22 protein-coding genes and 1 pseudogene are annotated in these 22870 nt (G+C 50.9%); 5 read left to right on the top strand and 18 right to left on the bottom strand.

Translation table 11 applies throughout. The features are described 5' to 3' along the window. Window positions 1–197 precede the first annotated feature (197 nt). From CV944_RS11890 to CV944_RS11855, 8 genes and pseudogenes are all read right to left on the bottom strand, one after another. Window positions 198–572, bottom strand: coding sequence for a hypothetical protein (locus CV944_RS11890; protein WP_100659808.1), 375 nt, complete (start codon window positions 570–572; stop codon window positions 198–200). 307 nt (window positions 573–879) lie between these two features. Next, window positions 880–1131 carry a hypothetical protein gene (locus tag CV944_RS11885; RefSeq protein WP_100659807.1) on the bottom strand — a complete coding sequence of 84 codons (252 nt, stop codon included), beginning with the start codon at window positions 1129–1131 and terminating at the stop codon, window positions 880–882. A gap of 59 nt (window positions 1132–1190) precedes the next feature. Further along, window positions 1191–1490, bottom strand: coding sequence for a hypothetical protein (locus CV944_RS11880; protein ID WP_100659806.1), 300 nt, complete (start codon window positions 1488–1490; stop codon window positions 1191–1193). A 14-nt stretch (window positions 1491–1504) separates the two neighbouring features. Continuing rightward, window positions 1505–2013: pseudogene (locus CV944_RS11875) on the bottom strand (JAB domain-containing protein). A gap of 178 nt (window positions 2014–2191) precedes the next feature. Continuing rightward, window positions 2192–6043 carry a hypothetical protein gene (locus CV944_RS17640; protein WP_233205004.1) on the bottom strand — a complete coding sequence of 1284 codons (3852 nt, stop codon included), beginning with the start codon at window positions 6041–6043 and terminating at the stop codon, window positions 2192–2194. Between the two features lie 372 nt (window positions 6044–6415). Further along, window positions 6416–7195, bottom strand: a complete 780-nt coding sequence (locus tag CV944_RS11865) for a hypothetical protein (protein ID WP_100659805.1) — start codon at window positions 7193–7195, stop codon at window positions 6416–6418. 286 nt (window positions 7196–7481) lie between these two features. Beyond that, window positions 7482–8837: a C40 family peptidase gene (locus tag CV944_RS11860; RefSeq protein ID WP_100659804.1), complete on the bottom strand. Its 1356-nt coding sequence runs from the start codon at window positions 8835–8837 to the stop codon at window positions 7482–7484. Between the two features lie 182 nt (window positions 8838–9019). Next, window positions 9020–9529: a hypothetical protein gene (locus CV944_RS11855; RefSeq protein WP_100664241.1), complete on the bottom strand. Its 510-nt coding sequence runs from the start codon at window positions 9527–9529 to the stop codon at window positions 9020–9022. Between the two features lie 208 nt (window positions 9530–9737). Between CV944_RS11855 and CV944_RS11850 the strand changes: the two genes are divergently transcribed. Further along, the gene (locus tag CV944_RS11850; RefSeq protein WP_023634349.1) at window positions 9738–10145 is read left to right on the top strand and encodes a helix-turn-helix domain-containing protein; all 408 of its coding nucleotides are present in this window, start codon (window positions 9738–9740) and stop codon (window positions 10143–10145) included. 119 nt (window positions 10146–10264) lie between these two features. Here the strand turns inward: CV944_RS11850 and ssb are convergent, their stop codons facing one another. Further along, the gene (gene ssb, locus CV944_RS11845; protein ID WP_183084012.1) at window positions 10265–10624 is read right to left on the bottom strand and encodes a single-stranded DNA-binding protein; all 360 of its coding nucleotides are present in this window, start codon (window positions 10622–10624) and stop codon (window positions 10265–10267) included. A gap of 271 nt (window positions 10625–10895) precedes the next feature. On the opposite strand from ssb, the gene CV944_RS11840 reads away from it, so the two are divergent. Continuing rightward, window positions 10896–11333, top strand: coding sequence for a YwpF-like family protein (locus CV944_RS11840; protein WP_033013755.1), 438 nt, complete (start codon window positions 10896–10898; stop codon window positions 11331–11333). Between the two features lie 211 nt (window positions 11334–11544). On the opposite strand, the gene CV944_RS11835 is transcribed toward CV944_RS11840, so the two are convergent. From CV944_RS11835 to CV944_RS11815, 4 genes are all read right to left on the bottom strand, one after another. After that, the gene (locus CV944_RS11835) at window positions 11545–12207 is read right to left on the bottom strand and encodes a class D sortase (RefSeq protein WP_100659802.1); all 663 of its coding nucleotides are present in this window, start codon (window positions 12205–12207) and stop codon (window positions 11545–11547) included. A gap of 24 nt (window positions 12208–12231) precedes the next feature. Further along, window positions 12232–13155, bottom strand: coding sequence for a processed acidic surface protein (locus CV944_RS11830; protein WP_100664240.1), 924 nt, complete (start codon window positions 13153–13155; stop codon window positions 12232–12234). 381 nt (window positions 13156–13536) lie between these two features. Beyond that, complete coding sequence (locus tag CV944_RS11825; RefSeq protein WP_100664239.1) at window positions 13537–14913, bottom strand: aspartate kinase; 1377 nt, start codon at window positions 14911–14913, stop codon at window positions 13537–13539. Window positions 14914–15367: 454 nt separating this feature from the next. Then, window positions 15368–15802 carry a DUF1284 domain-containing protein gene (locus CV944_RS11815; RefSeq protein ID WP_050367876.1) on the bottom strand — a complete coding sequence of 145 codons (435 nt, stop codon included), beginning with the start codon at window positions 15800–15802 and terminating at the stop codon, window positions 15368–15370. A gap of 218 nt (window positions 15803–16020) precedes the next feature. Here CV944_RS11815 and CV944_RS11810 point away from each other — a divergent pair, with 218 nt between their 5' ends. Beyond that, window positions 16021–16584 carry a hypothetical protein gene (locus tag CV944_RS11810; RefSeq protein ID WP_232722110.1) on the top strand — a complete coding sequence of 188 codons (564 nt, stop codon included), beginning with the start codon at window positions 16021–16023 and terminating at the stop codon, window positions 16582–16584. Window positions 16585–16753: 169 nt separating this feature from the next. Beyond that, the gene (gene adh, locus CV944_RS11805) at window positions 16754–18274 is read left to right on the top strand and encodes an aldehyde dehydrogenase (protein ID WP_100659797.1); all 1521 of its coding nucleotides are present in this window, start codon (window positions 16754–16756) and stop codon (window positions 18272–18274) included. On the opposite strand, the gene CV944_RS17320 is transcribed toward adh, so the two are convergent. Then, on the bottom strand, window positions 18244–18411 hold the full coding sequence (locus CV944_RS17320; RefSeq protein ID WP_157807527.1) for a hypothetical protein: 168 nt from the start codon (window positions 18409–18411) through the stop codon (window positions 18244–18246). The two genes, adh and CV944_RS17320, sit on opposite strands and share 31 nt — an antisense overlap. A gap of 67 nt (window positions 18412–18478) precedes the next feature. Between CV944_RS17320 and CV944_RS11800 the strand changes: the two genes are divergently transcribed. Next, window positions 18479–18838 carry a DUF779 domain-containing protein gene (locus tag CV944_RS11800; RefSeq protein ID WP_047819072.1) on the top strand — a complete coding sequence of 120 codons (360 nt, stop codon included), beginning with the start codon at window positions 18479–18481 and terminating at the stop codon, window positions 18836–18838. A gap of 217 nt (window positions 18839–19055) precedes the next feature. Here CV944_RS11800 and CV944_RS11790 read toward each other — a convergent pair whose 3' ends face one another. From CV944_RS11790 to CV944_RS11780, 4 genes are all read right to left on the bottom strand, one after another. Beyond that, a complete protein-coding gene (locus CV944_RS11790; RefSeq protein WP_100659796.1) occupies window positions 19056–20672 on the bottom strand; it encodes an MDR family MFS transporter in 1617 nt (538 codons plus the stop codon). Beyond that, window positions 20657–21580 (bottom strand): TetR/AcrR family transcriptional regulator, encoded by a 924-nt coding sequence (locus CV944_RS11785; protein ID WP_100659795.1) that lies wholly within the window; start codon window positions 21578–21580, stop codon window positions 20657–20659. Before CV944_RS11785 ends, CV944_RS11790 begins: the two co-directional genes overlap by 16 nt. Further along, the gene (locus CV944_RS17490) at window positions 21573–21713 is read right to left on the bottom strand and encodes a hypothetical protein (protein WP_047819075.1); all 141 of its coding nucleotides are present in this window, start codon (window positions 21711–21713) and stop codon (window positions 21573–21575) included. Before CV944_RS17490 ends, CV944_RS11785 begins: the two co-directional genes overlap by 8 nt. Before the next feature lie 207 nt (window positions 21714–21920). Then, window positions 21921–22793 (bottom strand): ROK family protein, encoded by an 873-nt coding sequence (locus CV944_RS11780; protein ID WP_047819076.1) that lies wholly within the window; start codon window positions 22791–22793, stop codon window positions 21921–21923. Window positions 22794–22870: the final 77 nt, after the last annotated feature.

Below are 22870 nucleotides of genomic sequence, written 5' to 3'. Positions count from 1 at the left end.
TGCAAAATCCGAAATAATTCACAAAAATTTTGCACATTATTTCGGAATCCGTCTGAAATAATTTGAAAAAGGGGTTCCGAAATAATGTGCTAATTTACAGAAATGTCGTGAGTTATTCGTTATTTATCCATCCTAATAAAAAAACTCGGGTAGCATTCCTAAAATAGCTACCCTGCTTTTGTATTTGGGGATTACTATCAACTATGCAGTACCCCAATATCGAAATTCAAATGATAGTGTTCAATTCCTAAATCATTTAAATATCCAATCACATATTGCTTTAGACTTTCTGCTTCTCGATATAATTCCTCCACACTTACACAATGGGAAAGGACATCATTCATAATATAGAGATAGTAGTTTTTTTCGTCCTCTGTTATTTCATCATTACGGTCTATTTTAAATAGTAATTCCTCTACTGCATCCCGATCGATTTTGTCTTTTGGTATCACTACCTCACATCCATGGACAACTAAATGACTACTCTCATGCTCAAAAGCAGCAGGTGTATCGGGTGGAAATACCATTGTTATAGTCTCTCCTGGATAAAGTTTTTGGCTGATTTTCTTCATTTTATTTCAACTCCTTTAATCTTTTGCCTCTTACTTTATCAGAGAGGTTATAATATATCCAATCCCATTTCCGACGATTTTTAGCGATTTTAGGCTGTTTTAGGCGATTTTACGTAAACGGTTTTTCTAGTGGATTTCCAGCCCAAAAATTTTTCAGAGATTTTTTCCCCTGAAATATGAGCGCTTATTTATAGCAATTTTTGGGTGATTTTAAGTTAAATCTCATTTTTTCTTCGAATTTCTCCGTTTTTCTCGATTTTTACATATTTTTCTTTTTTCACTTAAGATACAAGGGAACCTGCCTCACTTACTCCCAGCTAGCTTTCTCTAAATAGCGAATGTAGTTTTGCAGTAAGTTGCGATCCCCACAGTCCGGAATTCGGCGCAAAGCAGCTTCGATATCCCTTTTGTTGATCTCAATCTCTTCCTCGACCACTTCCTCCAACAACATTTGAACAAGCTCATCTTCACTGAGCATTTCACCATAGCTATCTAATCCATAGCTGTATTCCCGGTAGTATGGTACGCCGTCAATGATAATGCGGTGATATTTTGCCATTTTCCCTTCCCCTTCCACTTGGTCTAGCCGTGATATTTTCGGACGAAAATCCACCAATCTCAGACATATAACTTGCAGGCGATTTGCTCGCCGTCCTTTATCCACACTTCGTACAGCATTTTCCTTGTCTCCTCATCGATAACCACTCCGGCAATCCACTCGTACCCTTCTTTGTCCACGTACATAAGCGCTTCCAAAAGCATCGGATTCGGTAGCTTCTCTAGGTGCGCTGCGGGAACAAGCAAATTGTCAATCTCGTCATGATAAAACTCATACGCCTCGTAGCTCACTTCGTCACGCGGCACTTCCATATGGAACTCGCTTTTCATCTTCTCAACGAACCAGTCAATATGCGGCATGTCCTCACCTCCTTTCAAATGTAGCCTTTTTCTTTTAGCGACACGAACCGTTCTTCGCAAACGATAAGATCGTCCAGCAATTCAATGCCAACGATTCTTCCTGCTTCCACTAGCCTTTTTGTCACTTCAATATCTTCCCTTGAAGGAGTCGGGTCAGACGATGGATGATTGTGAGCTACAATAATCGAAGCGGAGTTCGACAGAATCGCTGGCTTGAACACCTCCCTTGGATGCACGATGCTTGAGTTGAGACTGCCTACGTGGCAAATGTTAATGGCAGTCGGTTGATTTTTCGTGTCTAGGCAAACAACAACAAACAGCTCACGATCGGCTTCAATGAGGAATGGCTTTACAACTTGTATGCGTCCTCTGGTGATTTGATTTGTCGCTCTTTGTACAGCACGCTCGATTCACGAACGAGCTTTAGGCTGACAATGTTGACGCGTTTCGCTGGCTGCTTGGCAGACACCTCCCTTTCCAGCAACTCTAGCTCCTGGTGGTTGATTGTTTGATGCTTACTCATCCTTTTTCCTCCTAAACAAAAATAGCCCCTATTCTCGGAAAGGAGAATAAAGGCTTTAGCCATGGATTCAAAAATATAATATATCCTTGAAATTTCATTCAACACGGATTTGAACACAATAAAAGACAGAGAGTCAAACTATGACTCTCTGTCTCGGAAGTGACAGGCACCGCACTCATTAATAGCGTACAGTTGGAGCAGCAGCACCATCAGCTTTAGCATCAACTAGAGTAATTGTAGAACTTGTTACGCTTGATGCATCATCATCAAAACGTACATCGTTAGCTTTAATTGCATTTAATAAGTTTTTAGCTGTTTCATTAACATCTTGACCGATTACAAATTGTGTACCTGCACCTGGTTTGCTAGTTGCTGTATAAGTAATACCATTAACAGTAATTTGCTCACCTTCAACTAGCTGACGAAGAAGAGTGAATTTGTATTGACCTTTAGTAGCTGTCACTGCATCTACTCCACCTGCTAATTGAAGAGATGCAGTAGAGATAGATTTACCAGTTACATTCGTCCAATTTGAATCAGCATCAACGAAAGAAACCTTAGTAAAGTCTTTGCCATCTACTTGACCTAATGCTTTAATAGCAGCATCAATTTTATCAGCAGCGTTATTAGCCGCATCAGTATTAGCCAGTTTAACTGTTACTACTTTATTAGCGTAAGTTACACTTAAGTTGTCAGAATTGTTTTGTTCAAATTTAAATGTTACATCTGCAAATTGAGATGGTTTGCCTTCTTTAGCAACTCTTAATTCAGCATCTTTTCCGTCTACTGTTACTTGAGCAACAGCGTCACTTCCTGTAACTGCAGCTAAGTTAGATTGTACAGTATAAAGCTTACTTACTGGAGCTTTTAAAAGATTTGTGAAATTGATTGCCGCAATTTTAGTTCCATCAGTGAAAGTTAAAGCATCTGCTGCAATTGTAATATCAGTCGGTAATGAATTAGGAGTGTCAAGTTTAAATACTAAAGTATTAGTGTTGCCAACTGGAGCAACTAAATCAGCATCATTTACACCGAAATTGAAATCTGTATCCGCTACTGATGAAACATCTAATGTTTTATTGAACGTAATTGTTAGTGTATCAATATAATTGTTTACGTCTGCTGTTTCATCAGAAAGAACGGCTGAAACAATCCGACCTGCAACTGGCGCAATATTACCAGAAATTTGACCAGATTTTGAACTGCTATCAGCATTGTGTAAACGGTAAGTATCACCATCTACTTTAATACGGTCGTTTACACTGATAGCTTTTTCAAAACCATCAGTATTTGTTTCTGTTAAGTTGTTGAATGACGCATCATTTCCAACATAGTAAGTTTTAACTGCATTCTTGTCGCTAGCGTATTCAACATAGTGGAATTTACCATTGTCATCCTTAATTACTACATAACCATACTTGCCATTATTATCAGTTGTATTGTAACCAACCACAGTACCAACTACTGTTGAAGGAGCTGCAGATGCTTCAACGAATTCTACCTCTTTAGCTGCACCTGTTAAGTATAGGTTTTCGTTCGTTACAGCAGAGATACCAACACTTACTTTACCTGCTCCACGAGATGATACAAATAATGTTGCAGACTTGCTTCCAGGTGTACCTTTTACTGTTACACTGTTACCAGCTGCAATTGTTACAGGTTGTGGAGAAACAGCACCAGATAAATCTAATGTTACTTCCTTATTACCTGTGTTTGTAATAGTATAAGTTACTTGTTGCAATGTACCGTAATTTACAGGTTTGCCACTTTGATCTAGTAATTCAGCAACAAACTTAGGTTTGTCAGTAGCATGACCTGCTACATAAACACCTGCACGATAAGTATCATCCACATAGTAATCTAAAGATTTTACAACTTCATCACGGAATGTTACAGAACCTGCAAGTTGTTGTGGCTCACCAGATTCTTTCACATATTGTTTAGCATCAGGTGTATTTTGGTCAATCCATACAACCGGAGTTGCTGTAACATTTACTTTTGTTCCTGATACGATGAATTTAGCTTTTCCGTCTTTATCAAGTTTTAAAGTTTTAACTTCACCATTTACCGCATCGAATGGGAAGTCTTTGTGTGCTTTGATTGTTACACCTGGTGCATCTGTTGAAAGCGAATCATCGATGTTCTCATTTAAGGCAACGTTGATTGTTCCACCAGCCCAAGGTTTTCCTTCTTTATCTTTAACTGTTACTTCGTAAGTGTAATCTTTACCAACTACACCTTCAAAAGAAGTTGATTTGTCAAACGTGATAGAGTAACCAGTTTGAGCACCAACGAACTCTACTGAAGGAGCAGCTACTCGTAATTCACGAGCATCTAAACGATCGTTTTTGTTGCCAGCTAATGCAACATCTTTAAGGGCTGCTTCATCACTGTCAATGAACACGATTGGAGTTACTTTTGTATTTGCTCCAGTTACAGTGAATCCAGCTTTACCTTCGTTATCAGTTGTAATAGTTAAGTATTTTTGACCAGTAGCTGATTGGTAAGGTGTTGCTGTATTTTCAGTAGTAGGGTCCGTTACAACTGCTTTAGAGTCGTTAGCTGTTGTATCATCAATATTTTCAGCAAATGTTACGTTTAACTTAACACCTTTAATACCTTTACCTGTTTTAGGGTCTTTAAGCTCAACTGTGTAATATTTTGCAGTACCGTTGTTTAGAACGTTAGAATCTGTTGTGCTCTTAACAGTAAGGATGTTGTCTACACCCCAGTATACGTTCGCGATATCACGAGTTGCAGGAGCACCTGTTGGATATACAGAAACTGTGTCTACACCAGCTGCGTATTGAGTATAAGTATACTCTGCGATACCGTCTGCGTTTGTATAAACTTCTACGACTTTATCTTCGTTCAAGCTTCCAGTTGGAGCATCAATGTTGAATGTTACAGGTACACCAGCTTCTTTTTTGCCAATGTTAGCTTTTAATGTTACTTCTTTACCAACTTTGGATTGAACAGAAGCTGATTCAAGTGTAATTGTTGTTGGAACGTACGCAGAGATACCTTTAAATTTACCTAATTCTTCGCCATTAAGTTTAACAACGTATTCTTTACCGCCTTCTTGTTGAGAAGTTGTCAATACGACAACGTTGTTAGTTTTTTGTTTTAATACAGCGTTTTTCACTTCAAGACCATCGATAGAGAAGTGAAGTGCTTTTACGTCATCGATTGCTTCTTTGAATGTTACTTCAACAGTTGTATTGTTAATCGCTTTTACACTTTCAACCTTCAATGCCGCTTCATACGCCTTATTGGCGTCTTGTGCTGCTTTTTGCAGTTCAGCTTTGAACGCATCGGTTACTTTCGATACGTATTGGTTGACTTGGTCAAGCGCGGCTTTCGCTTTGTCCAAGTTGCCGGCTTTGACAGCGTCTTGCGCTTCACGCGCTTTCATGGCAACGGTGATGTCGTAGATCAAGCTGTCGCGCAGTTTTTGCGCTTCGGCTTTGAATTGCGAGCGAAGCAGTTCGCGCGTCGATTGGCCGTAGACGCGGTCGAGAATGACCGTGCGCGTTTTGAGCTCGTACGAAATTTTGTGGTAGAGCTCTTCTGCTTTTTTCAGATCTTTCGCATCGACGGCTGCTTTGAGTTCTTGGCGCATTTTGTCTAATTTTGTCGCATAGTTGTAAGCGTCGATGTACGTAGCCACGCGCGCTTCGCCCGATTTCGGGTTGGCTTTGAATACATACGTTTCGTATGTAGCTTGCAAGTCAGCCAAATACGCGTCTTTTTTCGCGCCGCCGGCTTTGTTCACGACAGCAACCGCGTTTTCATACGCTTTTTTCGCTTTGTTGTAGGCGGCGTATACGTCGCTGATGTTCGGGAGTTTGCCCGTTTCCGTTACCGTGTGGCTGTACGCATAATACGCTGCTTTAAATTGCGCTTTCGCTTGGCTCACGACCGTCGCCACGTCCGTTGCTGCTTGGGAAGCGTGCGGGTTGGCGGCGACGAAAGCGCTCGCTGCTACAGCGCTGGCTGTGGCGAGTTTGACTGCTTTCTTTTTGTCCATAAAGCCTAAAATCCCCCTTCGTTTTTATGAAACTTTAAGACAATGATCCTAAACGGCTACCGTTTAGTAGATTCATTGCCTAAAAGGTGCTAACATGAACCAGGATCATCCTGTGTGTCCAGATGATAGACTTATTAGCAAGGCTATCATCCAGTGCTAGCACTTTCACATCATTCCTTAATGTTCTACGTCTCCTATAATAACACATTTTTCTTCTAAATTCTAGTCCTAAATACAAATTTTTTAGAGAATATGCCTTTGAAATTATTGCCATCGATGGCGACATTGATATGAATATGCCTGTAACAGAAATTTAGAACAATATTTTGGCAGTTTGATGGTTTTGGTTGGCAAACATTTTGCGCAAAAACATCAATCGTTTTTCTTCACCGTGACGTCCATCGGTTGGCCAAGCGTCATTTTGACGACGTCATAGCGGTCATTCAAGTACAAATCGAGAAAGCGGAACTGTCCTGCGAATTGTTCCGGGCTGTTCGTGATGGAAAATTGCAGCTGCATGGCGTAATCGCCGCTGTTGGCGAGCTGTTCGGCGATTTTTTCGATCTCTTCCTTCGGCACGTTGTACGCTTTTAAGTAAGAGATCGAGTCGGCGATCGCTTCGGCATTGTCGTTGAAATAAATGGAGAGTGTCACCGCGGCGCCGTCGATGCGGCCTTCAAGCGGCAATGACATATTTTGGCCGTATAAATACCAGCCGAACAGACGATTTCCTTTTTGCCGCTCAATGACGAACGGGACGGATTCATTTCCTGCCTGAAGAATGTATTGCCCTTTCAATGAGCGGGCGACAAGGGCGAGAAGTTCGTCTTTTGTGAACGGCACGTATTGGATGGCATCCCCTTGTTTGGCATACAGTCCGCCGCCGAGGCTGTAATAGACGGCGCCGCCTGCCCGTTTTTGGCTGTAGACGCGATACTCGCGCCCTTGTTTCACCGTCATGGCGGTCTGCCATGCCGCTCCGTTCAGGCGGTATAGAGGCGTGTCGCGCAAAATGACGACTTTGCCGATCATGCCTTGTTTCCATTGGACTTGCCCCCATTGGACGGCGGCGTCAACTGTTTGTCCATTTCCTCCGAGGGCGATGGCGGCGGCGAGGCAGATGGCGGCTGCCATTTGGGATGCATGTTTCATCTTCGTTTTCCTCCTCATTTTGGTCATCGTTGTCGTTCTATATAGATGCAATTTGAAGCTTTACCATTTGCAGCTTTTAGCGGGCGTTTGATCGACTGTCGGGCGACCGAACAACGCCGCTTCACAGACACATATATGAGTCTGTGAAGCAGGCGGTTGTTCGGTCCTCCGTCACGCCAAGGCGTGACGGAGGCAAGCCACAGGCTTGCCTGCGACAGTCGAAAAGGGATAAACCGCTTTTCCGTCAAGGATATGGTAAACTTCTTCGTTGCATCTATATAGCATGCTAAAAGAACCGCTTCGCCCCCAAGTACCGCTGTTTCCAATACGGTTGGTCGAGGCGGCTGATCGTCACGCTGGTCGAAGCGCCGCTATGGATGAACTGGCCGTTGCCGATATAGATGCCGGCATGCGATGGGCCGTTGGTGGTCGTGGCGAAAAAGACGATGTCGCCGACTTCCGGGGCGGAAACCGATGCGCCTGCATTCCACATCAAGGCGACGGTGCGCGGGATGGGGACGCCTTGTTGCTGGAACAGGTAGAAAATGAAGCCGCTGCAGTCAAATCCCTCTTCCGGCGCATCGCCGCCCCAAACGTATGGGGTTCCGAGCAGCTCAGCCGCATCGGCGACGAGTTCGATGACATCCACCTTCGTCGGGGGAGCTTGTCCAAGCAGACGCTCGTATGTTTCGCTGTCAACAACGCCGGTCATCGGGAGCTTGGCGTCTTGTTGGAAGCGGCGAACGGCGTCGGCGGTGGCAGTGCCGTAGTAGCCGGTGATGGCCGTGTAGAAGTAGCCGAGCTCTTTCAGCTTTGTCTGAATGCGCTTGACGTCTTCGCCGAGCGCGCCGATTGAGAGGCGAACCGCCAGGCGCTCGCGCTCGATCGGTGCAGGCGGGTTTGTTTTCGCTTTTACTGCGCTCGCAAGGAGGGCAGCGGTTTGGTTGTCGACCGCGCCGGTCACTGGCAGGCCGTTGTCGCGTTGAAAGCGGCGGATGGCGTCGGCGGTCAGCACCCCATAGTAGCCGGTGATGTCCGAATACGTAAAGTAGCCGAGTTGTTTGAGCTGTTGCTGCAGCTCGCGGACGTCGTCGCCGCGCGCCCCAACGGTCAGCGCCGCAGACGGTGAGGGCGAGGAACCTTCTTCTTTTTGCTTCAGCCGCTCAAGCGTCGCCCGGTCCGCCCGGCCGGTGGCGGGAAGCCCGTTCGCCCGTTGAAACTGCTTCACGGCATCGGCCGTCACCGCGCCGTAGTAGCCGGTGATTTGCGGATAGCGAAAATAGCCGAGCTGTTTCAGCCGGCGTTGCAAATCACTGACGGCCGCGCCGCGGGAACCGATGGCGAGCGTGTCGTTTGACGCAGGCGCGCTTTTGAGCTTCGCGTAGGTGGCGTCATCGACGATGCCGGTGGCTGGCAAGTTCATCGCCCGTTGGAACGCTTTGACCGCTTCTTCGGTAATGGCGCCAAAGTAGCCGGTCGCTTGCGGATACGTGAAAAAGCCTTTTTCTTTCAAGCGCTGCTGGAGCTGTTTGATTTCAGGAGAACTCATGCCTTTCTTCCATTCCGCCGCTTGGCTCTCGTCCGGCGCGAGAAAAAAGGCAGAAGCCATGGCAGCGGCGAAAACAACGTGATTCGGTTTCACGGATGCGCCCTCTCCCTTCGCCGTCTGTTTCGTTTTTCATCTTTCATTGAGGCCTCATGCGGGATAGTTCCTCAGGCCGGCTTGACGTCCCGCAGCCAAAAATAGTAATGTTCTATATTTTCAGTATAACGGACGAAAGCCATGAAAGGAAACGATTTTTTTTATTGGAAGAAGGAAGAAGTTTATGCGCCAGAACGGGGCGTGCTTCGCTTCGGAGGCGACGGATACGTGAACAAATACGACACGCGTCGATCATCGACAAGGTAAATCGACTGCAGCACTTCATAAATGAGCTGTTTTTCCATCGCCAGCCATTCGTCAGCGCGGATCGGGATGTATTTTTGCCTCGGTTCGTTCCACTCGTAGAGGGCGACGGTAAACTTTTTTTGGCGAAGGTCGAGCTTGACGATAAACATGTACAACTGGCTCGTGCATTTAAACACAAAATAGAGCTGAGCTTCCTTTGAGCAGGTGATCGTGCGGAACAGCGCCTCGCCTTCCGATGCAAAACGCATCCGTCCACCTTCGTTTTTCAGCGAGCGCAGCGAATCGGTGAAACTGGCCGGGGCGATCGTTTTCAGCCGCACGGAAAACGGATTTTTCATTTCCTTAATATAGATGTGGTACATTTTTTGGGCGTGTTTCTCCCCGTTTCGTTCACAAATGACAAAATCGGCAAGATAGATGTTCACCTTGACCCCCTCTTTTTGGTTCGTAATTTCCCATTTTTAACTAATTGTACTATGTCCTTCCTGGACAAAAAAGATGCCGAACGACGAAATCACGGACAAATCTGTTCTGATTTAGAAACAAAGATAGAAATGAGCGAAAAAGGAACAACCATTGACTCCATGCTTTTCTATCTTTAAAGAGTAATGATGAAAAGCGTGGTGACGAACGATGACAAACTTGGGGGAGACGCTCAAACAACTGCGAAAACAACGGCGCTGGACACAGGAAGAGCTGGCCGAGCAGCTGAACGTGTCGCGTTCGCAAATCAGCAAATGGGAAAACGGCAGCTTGCTTCCCGATGTGCAGTCGCTTGAGAAGCTCTGCCAGTTGTTTGACGTCAGCGCCGATTTTTTGCTTGGCGGCGAAACGCGCCAACGCGAGCTGTTGCGCGAAGTGACAGACATGTACGGAACGGCGGACGTGCACGAAACGGTGCTCGCGGCGTTGGACTACTTGCTTCATAACCAAGAGATGAGCGAAGCGGTGTACGCGCTCGCGAAGCTGCCGGATAAAAAGCGAAAACATGTCGAAACGATGATCGTGACGATCGTAAAAGAGTGCTCCGAGCTCATGTAGCTCCCCTCATGCTGAAAAAAGCGCTAACAACGACGTGCTAGCGCCATCCGTTGGGGAGTGTTTGGGGACACGTTCTTTCTCTTGGGGATTCGCTTTGAAAGGCATGTATGGGGAAACGACTATACGTGCTCCGGCCATTCTGGTTTCTTTCCGGAGTGGAGAAATTGGACGGACTCCGCGACGACTTCGGTGACATAGACGCGTTGACCGTCTTTTTTATCGTAGCGGCGCGTTTGGATTCTCCCCGTCACCGCCACCATCGAACCTTTTCGGCAATAATTGGCGGTATGTTCCGCTGTTTTCCGCCATAAAACGCATGGAACGAAATCGGCATCAATCCCTCCTTCCGCGTTGCGGAAATTTCTCGCCACCGCCAAGGTGACGGTCGTCACGGCTGCTCCTTCGGCTGTGTAACGGAGCTCCGGGTCTTTCGTCAACCGCCCGACAAGCACCACTTGATTGACCATACGCCGGCGCATCCCTCCTTTCCATCCACCGCATCCTTATGATAAACGATCGCGTTTTTTGCCGTAAAACTGCGATTTTTGCATTTTTCTGCGCAATCTATAAGTACAATCCCCGGCAAATGCGGACAATGCGCCAGCAATAGCGCAGCAAAATGGCGTTTTTGTCATTTCGCAGCAAAATATGTGGATGGCTTTGGCGGAGACAGGCGCATCATCCTGTTTTTCTTCCCTTCGTTGGCTATGGTATAATCATGAATAGACAATCGTGATGAGGTGGGCGACCATGAAAACGTTCAAGCTTGTCGGGCTCTCGGTGATTGACGAGGGGATGCACCGCCGGGACATTCCGTTTATTGACGGCCTGATCATCAATAAGGAAGACGGGCAAAACCGCTGGCTCGTCGAGGCGTATTTGGATGATGAATACGAACCGGTATTTGCCGGATTGAAGGAGCGGACTGAGTTTCAGCTGCAAGTGACGATCACCAACCCGGGCAACGATCCGGCGAACATGCTTGTTGCCGTCCGTTCCATCACGAAAATGAACGGCCATATTAGCGTGCTAATGGAAGGGTTGATGATCCCGCGGCGGACTCATTTGGCTGAAATGGTATTGGCCGGCCTTGTTGAGAAAGGGTTGCAAGGCGAGGCGCTGCTCAAAGAATTCCGCCAGCAAATGGATGAGCGGCAAGGCGTGAGAGCGAGGGACGGACGGACATAATAAAAGGCTAGAGAGCGCGACTCTCTAGCCTTTTTGTATATCCATCGAGATCGGACGGCCATCAAACGTGGGCAGCGAAATCGACATGCACGAACGAAACCGGACAGTGTGGGCAGGTCGCCGATACGCGCCATTGACGCGCGACAGCTTTCATTCACTGACGCATCCCTCGCCAAAGCGAATGCTGTCCATGTCCATTGGCATGGACAGCTTACCATTCATTGTGAACGCGTTCCAGCGAAACGGTCTGAACCGGGCGGGCGGTGACGATGTAGCGCTTCGGGGCGCGGCCGATGAGACGGAACGGATAGCACGTCGTCACCGTCAACGTCGGACGTGCCTTGTTGACGAGAACGGTCCGATCATCGTCATCGACGATGCGGATGCGGACGATGCGATAATGAACAGCTGTGTCCGCCGCCCGGATGACGAGAGCATCACCGATCCCCAGTTCCCCAAGGCGGCGAAACACCGTGTCGCGATGCCCTGACAGCACGACATGCCCCTTTCCCCCCGGCCAAGCGCTGGCCGGGTAATGGCCGGCGCCGCGGCGCAGCTCTTGCTCGCGGACGCCTTCGTATACCGGGATCGCCACCCCGAGCTTCGGAATGACCAGCTCGCCAAGATGCGCCCCCAGCGGAGCAGCGGCTTGTTCAACCGGACGGCGGGACGCGTGGGCCGCTTCGGCTCCCGATGATGGAGACGAGTCCAAGGCAGGCAAGCGGACCGCCTCTTGATTCGCTGCTTTCCAGCCAACGATGTACCAATAGCCGTTCCAACCTGCTGTTGCCGCTCCGATGGCGACAGCGGCCGCGGCCGCCCAGCGGGCAGCTTTGCGTTTCCATCGATGCCGAGGCGCATCTTTTTTCCACACTGTCTGCTCCCTCTTCACAGCCGCTCACCCTTTAAGGCGCCCCGCCCGCCGGTAAAGGAGAGCTCCTGCGACAGCCAGCAGCAACCCGGCCGCCGCCTGCGGCAAATACGGCGACGCCGTATCCGGCAATTTTTCTCCTTGCATCATCCCCTTCATCTCAAGCGCCAGCAGCCCGGCTTCAATCCCTTTCTCCCCGGCGCGGACGATGTAGCCGGACGTCAACATGTCCCTTGTCATCGCGATATCGGCCATTTCTTCACCTTGGCGGTTATACAATTTCACGATCGTCTTCGTATCGGCTGCAGCGGCCGCTGACGGCGTTATCTCCCGCCCGTTGACATAGTACTTGGCCTCAAGCTGCAGCAAACGAAGCGCTTTTTCCCAAAGGGCTCGCAGTTCGCGACGTTGCTCATCCGTCCACGGCCCCTCGGTCTGTTCAAACGGGCGCAGCTGCGCACGAAGCGCCGCCAGCTGCCCAGCCAATTGCGGGTCGTCAATCGAGGCGATATGGCGGGTGAAGGCGCGCACTTCCTGCTCCGTCATACCAAGCACCCCAAGCAAATCGTTCATTTGCTGCATGGCGGCGTTATGCTGTGAGTAAAAGCGGACGGCCCGGTCTAAGTCTTCGACAAATGTGTAGTCTTGCACCGTTTCGCCAAACTGGCCAAGCAGCGCCTCGAGCTCCTCAACCGTCAGCCCGTGCCGGCGCAGAACGGCATGAAGCCGCTCGTCAGTGATGGGTGTGCCGAGCCATTGTTTCATCTCATCCATGGTGCGAAAATCGGCGGCTGTCAAGCCGTATTGATCCAAATAAGCCAACAGGTCGCTCACTGTCCAGCCGACGCTCTCAGCATACTGCTCAAGCTCGCTTCGGCTGATGGCCGCCGCCCCAGCCGGAAACGAAGCGAAAACGGCGACAAGCACAGCCATTCCTAGCCATTGCCGCATTCGTTTTTCCTCCCTTCCGCTTTCTTTGACGTACATTGGTAGTATTTTCCGAACATGCCGCTCTTATGTACGCCAACCAGCGAAAAAAAGAAGAAAGCTCGGCCTAGAGCGCTTGAACGTTCTCCCACCTACGCAAACGCTTAGAGATGGGAGATTCTCGGGGACACCTGCCATAAGGCAGACTGCCAGCCAGACCATCCCCGTCTGTCCCTGTGACTTGGCTGTTCCAACGAAGTCCTTCTTTCAAGATATTTTGAGCGGCGTTGGGGGACATCCATGATGGAAGACGCTGATTCATTCCCCCCTTCGGCTGATCGCGTGAAAGTGGGGGCTTCTCGGTACATAAGAACAGGCGCCCGAGTTTCGGACGCCTGTTTCGCGTTAGGAAAGGGGGCTTACGGTTGCCTGTTGGAAGTAGGCGTTGTACAAGGCGCGCACCGCCTCGTTGACGACGTCTTCTTTGACGCCGAACATCATGCTCACTTCGGACGAACCTTGGTTGATCATCTCCAAGTTGATGTTGGCGTCAGCGAGCGCAGTCGTGGCTTTCGCCGCCATCCCGACCGTTTTTTCCATCCCTTCGCCGACCACCATGATGAGCGCCAGTCCGTATTCCACATTGACTTCGTCGACCGCCAGCTCCTCGCGAATGCGGGCTAAAATGCGCTCTTCTTTTCCGTCAGCGAGCTGGCTCGCCCGCAAAATGATCGACATGTTGTCGATGCCGGATGGCGTATGTTCATATGAAATGCCTTCGTCTTCTAAAATTTGCAGCACGCGGCGGCCGAATCCGATTTCGCGGTTCATTAAATATTTGCTGATGTTGATGCTGCAAAAGCCAGTGTCGCTCGCAATGCCGGCGACCGGTTCCTCGATATGGTTGCGCTTGGCGACGATCCACGTGCCTGGAGCCGCCGGGTTGTTGGTGTTTTTGACGCAAACGGGAATGCCGGCGCGGTAGACGGGCTCCAGCGCCTCGTCATGGAAGACGGAAAAGCCGGAATACGACAGCTCGCGCATTTCCCGATACGTAATTTCCTTCAACTTGCGCGCATCAGCGACGATCGATGGGTTAACGCAATAAATCGAGTCGACATCGGTAAAGTTTTCATACACGTCGGCTTTCACGCCGGCGGCAACGATCGAGCCCGTAATATCCGACCCGCCGCGCGGGAACGTGACGATATGGCCCGATCGGGAATAGCCGAAAAATCCCGGGATTACGAGCACACCGCGGCGTTCACGAAGCTGCCGCAGCTTTTCATACGATTCCGGGAGCACTTGGGCGTTGCCTGGCTCATCAGTGACGATGATGCCGGCTTCCAGCGGGCTGACGTAGCTGGCCTCAAGCCCAAAATCTTGCAAATAAATCGCCATCAGCCTTGCGTTATGGTCCTCGCCGCTCGCTTTCATGGCGTCAAACAGGCGGGGCGGATCGTTCCGATAGGCGCTGATTTTGGATTGTAAGTCATCCACAAGTTCAGCTAAAAATCCATCTGCTTCCAACTCAAGTTCATCTACAATGTCGGCGTATCGTTTTGTGATTTCTTGCATCGTTTGTTCATACGGCTCATCCGCTGCCACCTGTTCGGCGAGGCGAATGAGCATATCCGTCACTTTCACATCATCTTTATACCGCTTTCCAGGAGCTGATACAACGACGATGCGGCGCTCAATATCCGAACTGACAATGTCGGCCACTTTGCGGAACTGTGCGGCGCTTGCCACCGAACTTCCACCAAATTTGGCTACTTTCATCTCCATGACCCTTTCTGTCGAAAGTCTCTATAATTGTTTATCATATCACATTTTTCCGCCCATGGAACTATTCATTTTTTAGAAATTTCCGCCAACGTCCCAAAACGCCGCCATCGCCGGCCATGACTCTTTTCAAAACATATAGATGCCATTTGAAGCTTTACCATTTGCCGCTTTTACCGAGCATTGGATCGACTGTCGAGCGACCGAACAACACCGCTTTCAGCCCCAGTATGGGTCTGTGAAGCGGATGGTTGTTCGGTCTTCCAAGCTACAGGCTTGCCCTCGACAGTCGAAAATGGACAAACCGCTTTTCCGTCAAGGATATGTTAAACTTCTTCGTTGCATCTATCAGATGCCGCTGCAACAGGCCCCCCGCCTTGACAAACGAATGACGGCTCAGCGCAGCGCCGTGTTCCCATCGTCCTTCGATTCTTTTTCCGCAAATCACTTCTCACGTTTGCGCCACATTGCCGCGGCGGACGTTCGCAATGCCTTCTTTGCAGACGCCATACGGCAGCCACGAGCAATGGCGGCAGAGGTGGTCCAAATCGTCCGGTTTTACGTTTTCCGCCGTCCGCCGGATCAATTCCGACTTCCAATACACCTTGCCCGCCTCAAGCCCTAAATGGCGGATCACGTTTCCGTCGAGCGAGCGGACATGAGCGTCGGAATTCGGCCCCGCCTCGCACGTCGTCTCTCCATGATGCGGACAGGCGAGGCACGCCTCATCAAGCGCCGCTACCACTTCAATCGGAAAATCATCCTTTTCATCACGGATGCGCTCGACGATCGCCCACATCTTCTCGACGAACGACGGACTGTAGCCCATGCCCCGAAACCCATGCACACAAAGCAAATGGTGGCCGCGCAGACGCAACGGCTTCATGCTCCTCTCTCCTTTCCTTCGTCTCGTTCGAGCATATGACAGGCGCGTGAAAATATGCCTGTCGCGCCGTTCTTTCATCTCTAAAATCATCATACGCCAACTGGTCCCTAGCAGCAATCATGAATTTGACCGGCGCCTTTCCAACTTCTTTTTCATTCAAGGATGGGGAGCAACATGGTACAATGAAAGCGGCAACTTCGCAACGAAAGGAATGGCGAATGATGACGAAAGACGAAGCGGCACGTTGGCTTTCCGTTTTGCTTCACGAACTGACCAAACCATGGCGAAAAGAAAAAATCCATTCCGATGTGCTCGAAATCATTATGAAACTGCGCATCCAGGCAGCGGATGACGAACGCTATATGAATAATTTGCTCAGCAACATCGCCTTCGCCGGCGAATCGGCGCATGCGTTAAAGCAAATTTGGAGCTACATGCTGCGTGAGCAAACGTTTCTATCGCCACAGACGATCGAGGCGATGCTAACGGACGCCCAGCAAGCGATCCGGCGCCGGCTGCCGGAGCTGACCGCCCGCTACGGCCGGCCATTTGAGCAAATCGACAACTTGATAGAGCGGAAACATCAGCTCGAGCGCTCCTATAGCGCGCTCCTTCTCTTTAACCGGATCGCTACCGATTTTTTGCTTGAGTTTGTCCGTGAAGAAAATGAATCAGCCGCCCGCGCATTTTTCGCCGCCGATCCAAACGAACTGCTCGAAGTGTTCCATCATCTTTGCAGCGTCTATGCGAGCCGCTGGATTGAGGGGCTGGAAGTCGACTGATGCCCCTCCCTGCTCCGGCGGCAGGGCGGCTCGTTTTCAGGTGAAGGTCGTTGAGGCTTTTCCATTTGACAATATTGTCCAGCCATGCTAACCTAATCATTGGGAGGAATTTTTTAAATATTCCTTCCATTGTAAGCGGATACAGAATCCATTGAAGGAGGAATCGGGGATGATCTACGCACAACCAGGCCAGCTAGGCGCGCTTGTTACATTTAAAAAGCGCTACGAAAACTTCATTGGCGGCAAATGGGTGCCGCCGGTCGACGGCGAATATTTTGAAAACATTACGCCGATCACCGGACAGCCGTATTGCGAAGTGCCGCGCTCGAAAGCGGCGGACATCGAACTGGCGCTTGACGCCGCCCATGCGGCCAAAGACGCATGGGGACGCACGTCTCCGGCAGAGCGCGCCCGTTTGCTGAACAAAATCGCCGATCGGATGGAAGAAAACTTAGAAATGCTCGCCGTTGCGGAAACATGGGAAAACGGCAAGCCAATCCGTGAGACGCTCGCGGCTGACATTCCGCTTGCCATCGACCATTTCCGCTATTTTGCCAGCTGCATCCGCGCGCAAGAAGGCACGATTTCGGAAATCGATCACGACACGGTCGCCTATCATTTCAAAGAACCGCTCGGCGTCGTCGGGCAAATCATCCCGTGGAACTTCCCGATTTTAATGGCGGCCTGGAAACTCGCGCCAGCGCTCGCGGCCGGCAACTGCGTCGTCTTGAAACCGGCGGAACAAACACCGACATCGATCCTCGTTCTCATCGAACTCATCGAAGATTTGCTTCCACCTGGCGTCGTCAACATCGTCAACGGCTTTGGCTTAGAAGCCGGCAAGCCGCTCGCCTCGAACCCGCGCGTGGCGAAAGTGGCGTTCACCGGTGAAACGACGACCGGACGGCTCATCATGCAATACGCCTCGCAAAACATCGTGCCGGTTACGCTTGAGCTTGGCGGCAAGTCCCCGAACATTTTCTTCGCTGATGTGATGGACAAAGACGATGACTTTCTTGATAAAGCGCTTGAAGGCTTTACGATGTTCGCCTTAAACCAAGGCGAAGTGTGCACATGCCCGTCGCGCGCCCTCATCCATGAGTCGATTTACGACGCCTTTATGGAACGGGCGCTTGAGCGCGTCAAGCAAATCAAGCAAGGCAATCCGCTCGATACGGAAACGATGATCGGCGCGCAAGCCTCCTCCGAACAGCTCGAGAAAATTTTGTCATACATCGACATCGGCAAACAGGAAGGCGCTGAGCTCTTGATCGGCGGCGAGCGGAACATGCTCGAAGGAGAACTCGCCGGCGGCTATTACGTCAAGCCGACCGTTTTCAAAGGGCATAACAAAATGCGTATTTTCCAAGAAGAAATTTTCGGCCCAGTGCTCGCAGTCACGACGTTTAAAGATCATGACGAAGCGCTTTCGATCGCCAATGAGACGCTGTACGGCCTTGGCGCCGGCGTCTGGACGCGCGACATCAACACCGCGTACCGCTTCGGCCGCGGCATCCAGGCTGGCCGCGTCTGGACGAACTGCTACCACGTCTATCCGGCCCATGCGGCGTTCGGCGGCTACAAAATGTCCGGCATCGGCCGCGAAACGCACAAAATGATGCTTGACCATTATCAACAAACGAAAAACTTGCTCGTCAGCTATTCGCCGAAAAAACTTGGCTTGTTCTGACATTGGTCCACCTGCTCTTCCACAGCAAAAGGCAGCGCCGACGCGTTGCCTTTTGCCCACTGTTGCATCCATTGCCGCCAAAACCACGCAAACGCCTTTTGATGATGGAATGGAAAACGACGCAACAACCGTTCCATTCGACGAATCCAGCAAAGCTGCTCTAGGGGCCTGTCTTTGGCCATGATGCGAAAGGAGGTGCATCCGATGCCTGATGAACCGAAAGTCATCGCCACCGAAGCAGCGTTAGAATTGATTGAAAAATTAAAGGCGAAATACGGTCCGCTCATGTTCCACCAATCCGGCGGCTGCTGCGACGGCAGCTCGCCGATGTGCTACCCGCTCGGCGAGTTGATCGTCGGCGATTCCGATGTTTTGCTTGGCGAAATCGGCGGCTGCCCGTTTTACATCGCTAAGGCGCAATACGAATATTGGAAGCATACGCAGCTCATCATTGACGTCGTCCCCGGGCGCGGCGGCATGTTTTCGCTCGAAGGTCCGGAAGGCGTCCGCTTTCTCACCCGCTCCCGCGTCTTCGGACAGAGCGCGGATGCGGGTGCAACGTAACCAGCCATCGCGAATCGTCACCGTGAAACCGCCATGCGCCGGGCATCACGTCGATGCGAAACCGCCTGGCGAAATGGGCCGCACGGAGCGAGCCGCCGGCTTCCATTGGCACCTCACCCCCGGATGCCTCATCGCTCCGGGGGAGTTTTGTTCGTCGCGGCAAAAAACGGCGGCCCGCCTTCTCGCTGAAAAGGCGCGGTCCGCCGTTTCCTTTTCTTCACTCGGTCTCTTTTGCCTGCTTCAACGGCTTCATCGCCTCAGCCCGATCGGACAAGGCGATCCGTTTCAAGCCGAACACCAAAAGCAAGCCCACCGCGATAAACGCGAGCCCGAACCAAAAGACCGCCTGCAGGGAATCGACAAGCGACTGCTTCAGCACCGGCACGAACATGTCGCGCAGCAGCGCTGGAATCTTGGCCATCGCTTCCGGACTGAGCAAGACGGAATACAAGCCTTGCGGGTCGGTATGGATCATATCGGCAAAGCGGTCGACAGCCCCTTTCGCCTGCGCCGGCAGCGCTTCAAGCTTTGGCATGAGCCGCTCGTCAAGCAAAGTGCTCGAACGATGATTCATGATGGCCCCGAGCACTGTCATGCCAAACGTCCCGCCGATCGAGCGGAAAAATTGGCTTGAAGACGTCACGACGCCAAGCTCCGATTTTGGAAAGCTTTCTTGCAGGGCGAGCGTCAAAATCGGCATCACGAGCCCTGTGCCAAGACCGAGAATGATCATATACATCGTCGCCGTCCATTTCGACGTCTCGACATCCATCGTGCCAAGCAAGCCAAACGCTGACAACATAATGGCCATGCCGACGATCAGCTGTGTTTTCACACCAATTCGGTAAACGAGTCGGCCGCCAACGACACTGCCGATAATCATCGTAATCATCATCGGTGTCATAATCGTTCCTGACTCTGTGGCACTTACCCCAACCACCCCTTGCATAAAAAACGGGACGAACATGATGGCTCCGAACATACCGACGCTCATGAAAAAGCCGATGCCGTTTAACAACGTAAACGTCCGGTTGCGGAAGAGCCAAAGCGGAATGATCGGCTCCTCCGCCCGTTTTTCCGCCCAAACAAACAAAGCGAAAAAGACAACCGCGGCCGCAAACAACGAAACGATTTGCCATGAGCCCCACGGATATCGGTCGCCGCCAAACGTCAACCCCAACAACAAGCTGACGACACCTGCCGTCAACGTCGCCATCCCGGCGATGTCAAATTTCACCGGCCCTTCGGCTTTATATTTGCTTAACCCCATCGCAATCAGCACCGTGGCGAGAATGCCGACCGGCAAGTTGATGTAAAACACCCAGCGCCAGTTCAAATGGTCGACGATAAAGCCGCCGATTTGCGGGCCCAGCACTGAAGCGAGACCGTACAGACCACCGAACACTCCTTGCCATTTCGCCCGCTCCTTGCCGGTGAACACGTCACCGATGACAATCATCGCCATCGGCATCATAATCCCGCCGCCCAGTCCTTGAATGCCGCGGTAAATGATGAGCTCGGTCATATCGTTCGCCATGCCGCAAAGCGCGGAGCCGGCCATAAAAATGATGAGTCCGCTCACATATACGATTCGACGCCCTAATACGTCGGCAAGCTTCCCGGCGATCGGCACGACCGCTGTCGACGTTAACATGTACGCCGTTGTCAGCCATGTCATCACGCCAAGCCCGCCGAGCTCCCCGACGATGCGCGGCATCGCGGTGCCAACGATCGTTCCGTCGAGCGCCGCAAACAACATGGCGATAATAAGTCCTGTAATGAGCAGCGGGCGATGCCGAATCGTGCTGGCCGGCGCTACTAATGCCTTTTCCATGTTCCTCTCTCCCATCCATTCAATTGTCGATATGTCTCAATTTCTTGACTGAGCGCGGCCAAGGCCTCCACAAGCGAAGGCGCTTGTTGATGACGCAAATATAAAAGCAGCGCCTCGACCAGATAGACGCGCGGCGGTTCATGGCGTTCGAGCAGCTCTTCCTCGAGCGCAGCCACCGCCTCAAGCACATCATCCATCTGCTTTGCGCCAAGTTCCTTTGCCGCCTCCCGGACGGCGGAAAACACCGAGGCCAGCCGTTCCCGTTGTCTCTGCCGCTCGCGCTCTTCCAGCTCCATCCATGGGGCTAGTGACTCCTTCGTCAACAGCGGACGTTCGCCTGCCGCAAAGCTGTCGACGATCGCATCGAAGCGGCGCATAAGGAAACGAGCGGCTTCTTCCGCGTTAAACATCTCTTGGTGAAAGAAAAAGTAAAACAAATATTGGCGCACGATGCCGTTCACCATCATGGCCGCATCATACACATACGGCCGAATCGCCTCTCCATACACTTCTTCAAGACGGGTGCAATACCATAAAAAAAGACGGCCGTGCTGACGGAACATATACCGCTCAATCTCCGGATTGACTTTTGGCAGCTGTTCCGACATAACCATATGCAAAAACTCCTTGTATTGGCGGACATGAGAAAAATGAGCAGCCAGCTGGCGGATGAACTGTTCTTTTTCCGTCCCGCCGCCGGCCGCTGCTGTCAAATCGGCCATCATGTTCTCACTGTAATGCTGCAACACCGCCAGCAACAGTTCCTCTTTTGAAGAAAAATGATGATAAAACGCTCCTTTGGAAATGCCCCATGCTTCCACCAAATCTTGGATCGATGTCGCATGATACCCTTTTTCCGCAAACAGCTTCATCGCAATTTCGATAAATTGAACGCGCCGTTCATCCATGGCACTGGTCCATCCCCTTCCCATTCGCCGCTTCCCATTGTGGATACGATGGCAACAACACGCGCGGCTTCACAAAATCGGCCCGCACCCCGCGCTGGCGCAGCCGTTCAATCAATTGCCGGATATCGACCATTGTCCTCGCCTCCATACACCTATGACCAAGAAGTCAACGATATTATAAACAACATTTATAAATTTATGCAACAAAAAAACGATGCTTCTTTGACCAATCAGTCAAAAAAATAAATATTTTTTTGAACGAACAGTCAAAGAGGCCGACCGCCAACAAAAAGCGGCCGCCCATGGCCTGACAAAGACCACAGACCGCCGTCCATTCCATTTATTCCATCGCCGCTGCCGCAAGCGCCAACGCGCCCGCGATGCCGGCGTTGTCGCCAAGCCCTGGAAGGACAATATACTCATCAATCCGTCGCAAAATCGCCTCATGCTCGACATACCCGTTGAGCAGTTCCTGCACATGGCGGCGCACAAGCGGCAACACGTGCGTCTGCTTCATGACGCCTCCGCCCGTGATCACTTTTTTCGGCGATAACACGAGAATGTAGTTGGCAATCGCTTGGGCAAGATAAAAGGCTTCCAACTCCCATACTTCATGGCGGTCCGCCAATTCCGCCCCCTTTTTCCCCCAGCGCCGCTCAATCGCCGGGCCGGACGCCATCCCTTCCAAGCAGTCGCCATGGTACGGGCATATGCCGGCAAACGCGTCATCCGGATGGCGGCGGACCAAGATATGCCCCATCTCCGGATGAAGCAGCCCATGCAACAGGCGGCCCTCGACGATTGCCCCAACACCTATGCCCGTTCCGACCGTTATGTACAGGCAGCTGTCAAGCCCTCGCGCCGCCCCCCAGCGCTGCTCGCCAAGCGCCGCCGCGTTGACATCCGTGTCAAAGCCGATCGGCACCGGAAAATGCCGCTTCATCGCGCCGACAAAGTCAAACTGCGCCCACGCCTGTTTCGGCGTGCTCGTAATATAGCCGTACGTTGGACTGTCCGGACGCAAATCGACCGGACCAAACGACCCGATGCCGATCGCCTCAATGCCATGCGGACGGAAAAATTCGATGACACGAGCCATCGTCTCCTCCGGCGCCGTCGTCGGAAACACCGCTCGTTCATGGATGTTCCCCTGTTCATCGCCGATGGCGCAGACAAATTTTGTGCCTCCGGCTTCAATGGCTCCCAAAATCATATGTACGCCTCTCTTTCTTCATCTGCTCTTTTCTTGTATCTATCTTACTAGAAAAAGGGAGAGGGCATCAATGACAA

It is taken from the genome of Geobacillus sp. WSUCF-018B, from assembly GCF_002809985.1.
GTDB lineage: Bacteria > Bacillota > Bacilli > Bacillales > Anoxybacillaceae > Geobacillus > Geobacillus thermophilus.
Note: the sequence above shows the minus strand (reverse complement) of the source record. Positions and strands in the feature narration are given on the sequence as shown.